The following is a 6,480-nucleotide window of genomic DNA, read 5'->3' as shown; positions in this document are numbered from 1 at the left end:
CTATAAACGATAATAAAATACTACGTGAAAAGATCGCATTTTGTATAAAAATATCCCTTAAGTTGATGGGTGTGTGGCGGTACCCCAATCAGAGGAAAACAGAATAGATCGTAGTGATTACCTCTATTTGTCTTGCGTTTTTAACTATGGGCTGGATAGTTACAAAGAAGAAAAGATTAGGCGACTATACCTAATCCTTTTCCTTTTTATTATTACATTTGCTTTGTATATCGAGTTATTTTCATAGAATCTTGGTTAAATAATTGCAAATTCTTTTTATCATAGTTTTGTACTTTGTACTTAATGTCTTTATGAATAACTTCTGCTTCCTGACCATTTACAAATTGTTTGTCGATATGTAATCGTAACTCTTTGGATGGAACATCATAAGTCCATGTACCTTCAATGTGGTTACCTTTCTTTGGATAATCTCCATATAGGTAAACTTCAAACTGTTTTGGATTACCACCTTTTAAGATAAGAGAAGGTTGGAAACCGTTTTTCGTTTCAAAACCCCAGTTAGCAATTAACTCAGTTCCATCTACTACGTTCTTTTCTACTGCTTCAAGGTTAGTACCTTCTTTATTATCCAACTCGTTTAATTGAGCTTCTGTTATTGCTCTGTTAGGAGAGCCTTCTGTGAAACCAAGTTCTTTTATGAATTTAAACCAGTACTCGTCACCTTTCTTGATTTCATTATCAGACTCTTCTAGTAATTCTTTATCAGTTCTACCCCCTTTAGGCATTTCTTTTCTAGAAAATACTTCTTTCGATAGTTTCATTGCCTTTGAGAAGTGTTCCATTGAACTCTCCACATCTTTATGGACGTCTGCATACTCTTTAGGAGGGTCAACTTCATTAAACATATCGATTGTTCTTTCGAGTCGTTTAATTCTATCTATAATCGCTTCCCTTGTAGTAGTGTTATCCGAGATATGACTCAGTTCATTGTTGTATGCTTTAAAGTCATCTTCTAAATACTTACAATAAGTATTGATATCTCGTTTATAAAACTCAGCAGATACTTTATGAGTTTTAGCTACTTTCTTCGATTCTTGTTTCTCTTCTTGCTTGGCTTCGGCTTTTTCTTTTATCTTGTCTTCCCCACCACACCCTGTTAAGAGTATGATAGGGAGTACTATGGATAATACCTTGTTCGGTTTCATAACATATACCCCTTTAATATTTTAATAAGCTTTTATCGAATTTACCGAAAGAATTCTCCTTCCTCAAGCGTGTGAAGGGCGTAGCCCAACGGTAGGTGGGAGGTGAATATCGGTTTGGAATCGCCAAAAACTTTTGATAAACTAGCTATATGAAGTTCTTTGATAACTTGATATATGAGGTTGCAGGAAGAAAATAGAGTGCGAAAACCAAGCCATTCGGTTCCTGTGTAAAATATCAACCGTACCAAAAGAGCGTCCAAGCGTTGGACATCTAGGGGTGGAACACCCCGAAGTAACGCTCAGGGAGACGAAAGGTTACTTTCGTCGTGGAACTGAGAAGCTCCCACTTCAAGCTTTGCTAAGTGGCGAGTAGTTCACAAAGTAACCTCTACCTTAAAAATGGATTTTTCTGCAATAGCATGCAAATGTCTCGTTTCCCACAACATAATAAATGATTAGATTAACTCAACAAATTTTGTTTGTTACAAATTCAAGTTATCTTGTGATAAAAACGTAGAAAATGCTTCAACTACTGCTTAGGAATCTAATCCAATAATTATGCGAACATCACCCATTTCCAGAAAAAAACCACAATTACCATTATAACATTTCCAATAAAAGACTAATGAGTTTTTATATAATTGGAGTCTTAATTTGAATAAATTTTGTAACTACTCAGTTACTCTGTAAAAAAAGAAAGAAAAGCATTTTTTTAAATGGGCGATAGGGACTGGCGATGCATAGAAGCGGTCAGTTCCTTTTTCTGCCATGCGCAAAGTTTTAAAACACAGAAATGCAGCAAGGTGTAGGGCCATCTTTTTCTTTATGGCAGCAATTATCCCCCTTACTAACCTTCTAAAAACAATGTATAGCTGAGTAGTTACTGTAAAAAAATATAATTTTCCAAATAAGTAATTTAAAGTATTAAAATTAGTTAATATAAAAAAATTATGATAATTGCGCACTAACAGTAATAGTAAGTCCAAAACCTAAAACTAGAATAATCCAAGTCCAATATTTATTTCGAATGAAAAATAACGCAGAGTTATCTTTTATTTGAAGTCTTTCTCCGGTTTTTTCATCGACGAGTGTTCGTACACTATCAGATATATTATATTTCTCCTTTGTTTTTATTATGAGATTTCCTATGTCTTCAGCTTGTTCGGGATGATGTCCAATATAAAATTCGCATGTTTAGAGATTTTACTTGCCTTATTTGGATATCTTATCATCCTATTTACTAGGAAGCTGCGACAGACGCTCCTTATAATTTTTAGACACTAAAATATTTAGAAGGCCTATCATATTATTCGTCTCTTGTCTCGCCTCCTCATATGCTTGGGAAAAAGCTATTTTATTCTCTTTAGGGTTTTCTATGTTTGCTAACTTACTCCAACTTTTTTTCAGTTTATCATTCTTTTGAAATAGCCCTTGATCTACTCCACCTTGGGCGACAGGAGCCATATAATCAAATTCTCCACCTTTTCGGAGGTATGTAAGTGCCTCTGTAATCTCAGCAGTATTTGAGAAATCTTCCTTTCTTGCAGGAGCTTCTAGCACACGAAATGTAGAAACTGATGCATATGCTACTTTTACAAGTGCCCTTTCTAAATTTGTTATTTCATCCCATGATTTATATTGAAAAGAAGGATCTTGTTGTACTGTTATAAATGCATATCCTTCTTTCACCCAATCTGGCGATAAATTTTCAAGTGGTTCTTCTGTGCGAATATTAACAACCGAATCACCATAATTAGATATATCGGTAGTTCGATTATTTTCACTTGTAACACGGCGAATCGGATGATCCGTGTAAAGTATATAACCGCGTTTATCAATATGTTGCTGAAGTTCTTCTACTGTTGTTTGTATACCAATTTGTCCTTCTTCCTTCTTTTGTTCATCTTGCTTTTCTTTTTCTGTAGTGACTTCCTCTGTTTTATCTGATGTTATATGTTCCTTTTGAGGCTCTTCTTTCTTCTCTACTGGCTTTACTACTTCTTTTTCCTTACAAGCAGATAATGTAAATAATGAAGCTACTAGCAATATGCTTACTATTGTTTTTTTATAATTCATATATATACCCCCTTCTATTATTATACATAATTAACAAAAAAGAGGGTAATATTCTTATAGAAATTGGATTTATCATTATAGGAGATTAGGAGATAATTTTGAACTAAAAAAATATTACTCCCCTTTAAATTCATCCCAAAGCATTGTCTCCTATCCACCCTGTTGATCTGAATAATCTTCCTGGTCCTAACCGAAATCATATAGTGAACCTATAGGAATAACTTTATCATCAATAAAATCATCTAAGCCAAAACACGAACTATCTAACACACCTATCACTTCCTTAATACAAGTGGTATGTTCAGATATTGTCTTAGACCCATTTGAACGAATCTTTTCAACATTGATTCGTAATTCTCCAAACTCCTCCATAAATTTTTTTGCACTTTCAAAAACTTCAAAGCCTCTTTCTTCAAGAAACTTTACATTTTCTGATATGTCTATTTTTCTCCCCTCGTACCATCCCACTTTTTTAATTCTTCTATTGTCTCATTTGATATTTTCATTCCTCCTAGTAATCAATGTTATAGAATCCAGAAAACGTTAACACAGACAAACTAGAGAGGAATAACATTCCATATAAAGTGGAGGGTAATAAGGTGTATATTCCAGAAGATGCATTTGATGATGCAGTAGTGTGCTGTTCTTAGGTGAGCATAAAACCGTAGAAATGGTTAATTTCTACGGTTTTTATTGCATTAATTTAAAATTCTTTCGTAGTGGCCCATCATACCTTGAATCGTTTCCGTACTCCTAAAAGGTTAATTTTGTAAAAATGTATTATAATGGATTTTGGAAATATAAAATGTTAAATGTATTAGAGGGGGAGAGATATTATGGCAACATTTATACTTGTACACGGTGCATGGGATGGTGGATATGTTTGGAGGGAAGTTGCAACACAGTTGAGAAAAGAGGGACATGAAGTATATACACCTACATTAACGGGACTTGGAGAAAGAGCGCACCTTGCACATCCGGGTGTAGGATTAAAAACATATATTCAAGATATTGTGAATGTTATTCACTATGAAAAATTAAAGGAGGTTATTTTAGTAGGGCATAGCTATGCTGGAATGGTAATAACGGGGGTTGCAGATATTATTCCAGAATGCATTAAAAATATTGTGTATATTGATGCAATGATTCCAAATAACGGAGATTCTGTAATGGATATTTCTGGCCCGGAAATGTCTTCACATTTTATAGAAGAAGTAAAGGTTCATGGAGATGGATGGCGTATTATTCCAAGAAATACGTCAGATCAAAGAAAAGTTGCTATGCCGCTATTAGCATTTACACAATCAATTGAAATGAATAATTCGATAGTGAATGAGATCCCACATACATATATAGAAATTCTTGATCATCCTGCAAATTGGCCAATGGCCCCTATTTTTCAAAGATCCGCTGAAATAGCAAAGGAGAGAAAATGGGATGTATATTCAATTCAAAGAGGTGGGCATTGGGTTATGCAAACAAAGCATGAAGAATTAGCTCGTATTTTAGAAAGATGTAGTTAATAACATAAAAAGAATGTACATAAGAAATTTGCTTAGCGTATATTTTCATTAAAATGCTGGTGGTACGTCATATAGTGGAGGACTCTTATCAGAAGGGTTATACTTTTATTCCCAAGTACTGAAACCGATACTACATAAATAGGAGGAACAGACTTTGCTTGAACTTAGTATAGGTAGACTAGAGCCTTACTTTCTTATACTTGTAAGCATTATTGTATTGGTGTTTCAAAGTATTGTCTTTGTAAGAATAGTAAGAGACTGGTTTAGAAATAAGGACATAGAAAAATTAAAAGAAGACAAACAGTACATTAAGAAACTGACTATAGTATACATCGGAATTATGATAATAGGTATAATAACAAACTTACCTCTATTCGGATTCATATTGTTAGGTTTTATGTCTAACAGTATTATACTAACATCTTTAAAGATAGAACTATCCAATACCAAGTCAAATCAATTAAAGACTGTAAAGAACTCAAATTTCATATCATGGTTCGTAATAAATGCTATACACTTAGTGTTTTTCTTTGTAGAGGAAATAAAACTTATTAAAAGTATTTTGGGGTAGACTCATGGATAACGATATGACTTCGTATGCTGCACTGTTGAACTACATAATAATTGTATTACAACTAGCTATTTTTCTAATGGTAGCTTTATACTTTATCAAGAAAGACTTATTGAGAAGTATAATTAAGAAGATGGTAAAGAAAGACATTAAGATAGAAGATGTAGGTCTTTTAAATGCAGTAAGGTATTTATTGTTTAAAGGTATTATTATTCAAGTAACAGTTGTACTACTTATAAGTGCTTTTTACGGGTACACTCTAGTAACACCTATGTATGTAAGTTTTGCAACAACTGTTGTTCTCTTAGTATTCTTTTCATTCGAGTTAAACTATAAAATGGAAGAGAGTACTTTTAATAAAACAAAAAGAAACGTATTCTTAATACGGTTCTGGTGCGAAAACTTCAAGATAATTGCAGGTAATCTCTAAATCTTGGACATACTGATACTATTACTCTAAAAAAGGTGTGTGATCAGTATGGAAAAGCGAAATTTATTCAAGTGGAAACATTATCATCATGATATTATTCTGCAAACAGTAAGATGGTACCTACGGTACAACTTGAGCTTTCGTGATTTGGTGGAAATGATGGCGGAACGGGGCTTATCCGTTGCTCATACAACGATTATGCGTTGGGTTCATCAGTATGGTCCTGAATTAGACAAAAGAATCCGTCGTCATCTCAAGCAAACCAATGACTCTTGGAGAATCGATGAAACATATATCAAAGTAAAGAGTCAATGGATGTACCTGTATCGTGCTGCCGATTCGAAAGGAAATACCATCGATTTTTACCTAAGCAAAACAAGAAACCACAAGGCTGCAAAGCGATTCTTCAAGACAGCTTTGCAGTCTTTTCATATTTCTGAGCCTCGTGTCGTGACAGTCGATAAGAATCCAGCTTATCCTATAGCAGTTGAAGAATTGAGAAAAGAAAAAAAGATGCCATTGGGCATCCAACTAAGGCAAGTGAAATATCTCAATAACATAGTGGAACAAGATCATCGATTTATTAAAAAGCGAGTTCGTTCGATGTTAGGATTGAAATCCTTTCGCACAGCTACATCCATTATTTCTGGAATAGAAGCTATGCATATGGTAAAAAAAGGGCAACTTATTTTACTGGACAAGTCTGTCCAAAAT

Annotated in this window: 6 protein-coding genes and 1 pseudogene; 4 read left to right on the top strand and 3 right to left on the bottom strand. The window is 33.9% G+C overall.

The window, feature by feature from the left end; all coding sequences use genetic code 11:
• Positions 1–212: 212 nt before the first annotated feature.
• From JDS80_RS30085 to JDS80_RS30075, 3 genes and pseudogenes are all read right to left on the bottom strand, one after another.
• Positions 213–1,166: a DUF3994 domain-containing protein gene (locus JDS80_RS30085; RefSeq protein WP_199640746.1), complete on the bottom strand. Its 954-nt coding sequence runs from the start codon at positions 1,164–1,166 to the stop codon at positions 213–215.
• Positions 1,167–2,399: 1,233 nt separating this feature from the next.
• On the bottom strand, positions 2,400–3,242 hold the full coding sequence (locus JDS80_RS30080; RefSeq protein ID WP_199640745.1) for a hypothetical protein: 843 nt from the start codon (positions 3,240–3,242) through the stop codon (positions 2,400–2,402).
• Positions 3,243–3,372: 130 nt separating this feature from the next.
• Positions 3,373–3,748 (bottom strand): annotated as a pseudogene (locus JDS80_RS30075) (SUKH-3 domain-containing protein).
• Between the two features lie 330 nt (positions 3,749–4,078).
• Between JDS80_RS30075 and JDS80_RS30070 the strand changes: the two are divergent.
• The 4 genes from JDS80_RS30070 to JDS80_RS30060 form a co-directional block, all read left to right on the top strand.
• Positions 4,079–4,765, top strand: a complete 687-nt coding sequence (locus JDS80_RS30070) for an alpha/beta fold hydrolase (RefSeq protein WP_199640744.1) — start codon at positions 4,079–4,081, stop codon at positions 4,763–4,765.
• A gap of 154 nt (positions 4,766–4,919) precedes the next feature.
• Positions 4,920–5,336: a hypothetical protein gene (locus JDS80_RS32205; protein ID WP_071770701.1), complete on the top strand. Its 417-nt coding sequence runs from the start codon at positions 4,920–4,922 to the stop codon at positions 5,334–5,336.
• Between the two features lie 4 nt (positions 5,337–5,340).
• The gene (locus tag JDS80_RS30065) at positions 5,341–5,766 is read left to right on the top strand and encodes a hypothetical protein (protein ID WP_199640743.1); all 426 of its coding nucleotides are present in this window, start codon (positions 5,341–5,343) and stop codon (positions 5,764–5,766) included.
• 48 nt (positions 5,767–5,814) lie between these two features.
• Positions 5,815–6,480: IS6 family transposase (locus tag JDS80_RS30060; RefSeq protein WP_199640742.1), on the top strand; the 666-nt coding region annotated here is incomplete at its 3' end.

Origin of the sequence: Bacillus cereus group sp. N8, from assembly GCF_016483685.1 — a bacterium.
GTDB lineage: Bacteria > Bacillota > Bacilli > Bacillales > Bacillaceae_G > Bacillus_A > Bacillus_A proteolyticus.
The sequence above is the reverse complement of the archived record's forward strand: the minus strand, read 5'-3'. Positions and strand labels throughout refer to the sequence as shown.

Excerpts from the sequence above, each read along its gene's own strand:
- JDS80_RS30070 (WP_199640744.1), top strand. The coding sequence starts at position 4,079 with ATGGCAACATTTATACTTGTACACGGTGCATGGGATGGTGGATATGTT.
- JDS80_RS30085 (WP_199640746.1), bottom strand. The coding sequence starts at position 1,166 with ATGAAACCGAACAAGGTATTATCCATAGTACTCCCTATCATACTCTTA.
- JDS80_RS30065 (WP_199640743.1), top strand. The coding sequence starts at position 5,341 with ATGGATAACGATATGACTTCGTATGCTGCACTGTTGAACTACATAATA.
- JDS80_RS30080 (WP_199640745.1), bottom strand. The coding sequence starts at position 3,242 with ATGAATTATAAAAAAACAATAGTAAGCATATTGCTAGTAGCTTCATTA.